Origin of the sequence: Methyloceanibacter marginalis, from assembly GCF_001723295.1 — a bacterium.
GTDB lineage: Bacteria > Pseudomonadota > Alphaproteobacteria > Rhizobiales > Methyloligellaceae > Methyloceanibacter > Methyloceanibacter marginalis.
In genome coordinates, this window is the sequence record NZ_LPWD01000333.1 from 1 (window position 1) to 1,412 (window position 1,412).

The 1,412-nt window shown below is 65.5% G+C and carries 1 protein-coding gene and 1 pseudogene; one reads left to right on the forward strand and one right to left on the reverse strand.

Annotation, left to right across the window (positions count from 1 at the left end; genetic code table 11):
* The first annotated feature begins 324 nt into the window (after window positions 1–324).
* Window positions 325–851 (forward strand): annotated as a pseudogene (locus AUC71_RS21345) (DUF6456 domain-containing protein).
* Here AUC71_RS21345 and AUC71_RS11975 read toward each other — a convergent pair.
* On the reverse strand, window positions 852–1,292 hold the full coding sequence (locus AUC71_RS11975) for a SufE family protein (RefSeq protein ID WP_141701651.1): 441 nt from the start codon (window positions 1,290–1,292) through the stop codon (window positions 852–854). It lies immediately after the preceding pseudogene.
* Between the last annotated feature and the right edge of the window lie 120 nt (window positions 1,293–1,412).

Consider the following 1,412-nt stretch of genomic DNA (forward strand, 5'->3'; position numbering starts at 1 on the left):
CGCCGCCGCGCGCGCACGCGCCAAGCCGCCGAGATCCGCCGCTTGCTTGCGCGGCTTGCAGGAGGCGCCTTCATCGAAAGCGACGGCAAAAACGGCTTCCGTCTGTCGGAGGATGGCGCAGCGATCCCGGTCGCCAGACGCCTCGTGGAGGCCTGTCTCTCCGGCGATTGGCTTGCCTGGCAGGGAGAGAGGCTCGTCCTCACCGATGTGGGGCACGCACGGTTGCGGCGGGCCCGCGCCGATGGGAACGATGCTTTCCGCGTGCAGCACCAACTGAGAACGATCGCGCAACGCGAAGTGGGGGGTGTGCGCCGTCCGGTGATCGTGAATGAAGGAGAAAGCCCGCTCGGCTGGTTGCGGAGCCGCAAGGATCGCAATGGCAAGAAGCTGATCGGCGATGCCCAATTCGAGGCGGGCGAGCGGCTGCGCTCGGATTACTGTTTCGCGCATATGAACCCGCGCGAACGGCAAACTGGTCGGCCTTGGCGCCGGCAGAACGATCGCGGCGCGGGGCGCCCGCCAACGCCGCCGCGTTGCGCGACGGGGTCCTTGCCGCCAAGGAACGGGTGATGCGGGCGCTGATGGCCGTGGGACCCGAGATCTCCGGCGTGCTGGTCGATATTTGCTGCGAGTTGAAAGGACTCGAAGAGGCCGAGAAGGCGAATGGCTGGCCGCAGCGCGCCGGCAAGGTCGTGCTGCAGATCGCGCTCACCCGGCTTGCCAAGCACTATGGCCTGATCGCGGAGGCGCGTTATCGCCAGCGGGGCTTGCGTCACTGGGGTGAGGCCGACTTCCGGCCGCGCATCGACGGGGTATGCGAGAAAGACCGGTCCCGTGAGACCGAGACCTAGTTACGCCGCCGCCTTGGCCGCGTCGCCTTGAATGCGCTTGACCATCGCCATGAGCCCATTGGAGCGCTGCGGTGTCAGGTGTTCTTTGAGATGAAGCTCACCCAGCGTCTTGGTCGCGTCGACGTCCAAGATTTCATCGGCCGTTCGGCCGGAATAGATCGCGAAGAGGATAGCGATCAGGCCGCGTACGATGTGGGCGTCGCTGTCGCCGATGAAGGACAGGCGCGGGCTGCCGTCACGATGCACGGTGGTCGCGAGCCAGACCTGGCTTACGCAGCCTTCTACCTTGTTCTGGGCATTTCGCTCCGCATCCGGCAACGGCGTCAGCTTCCGGCCGAGCTCGATGACGTAGCGGTAGCGGTCCTCCCAGTCGTCGAGAAGTTCGAAGTCGGCGAGAATCTCGTCGAAGGCCGGGATCTGGTTGTCCGTCGCGACGTCCATGGACTCAATATAGTTCGCCATGCGGCAGGCTGCGACTGGCCTTCGTCAAAAGAAGGGCGCGCAGTTTGGGAGGGAAAGGGCAGGAACCTTCCCAACTGCGCACCCCGATCGGCAGGCGGG

What these genes read in the sequence shown, in the direction of transcription:
- AUC71_RS11975 (WP_141701651.1), bottom strand. Translation starts at nt 1,292, where the DNA reads ATGGACGTCGCGACGGACAACCAGATCCCGGCCTTCGACGAGATTCTC.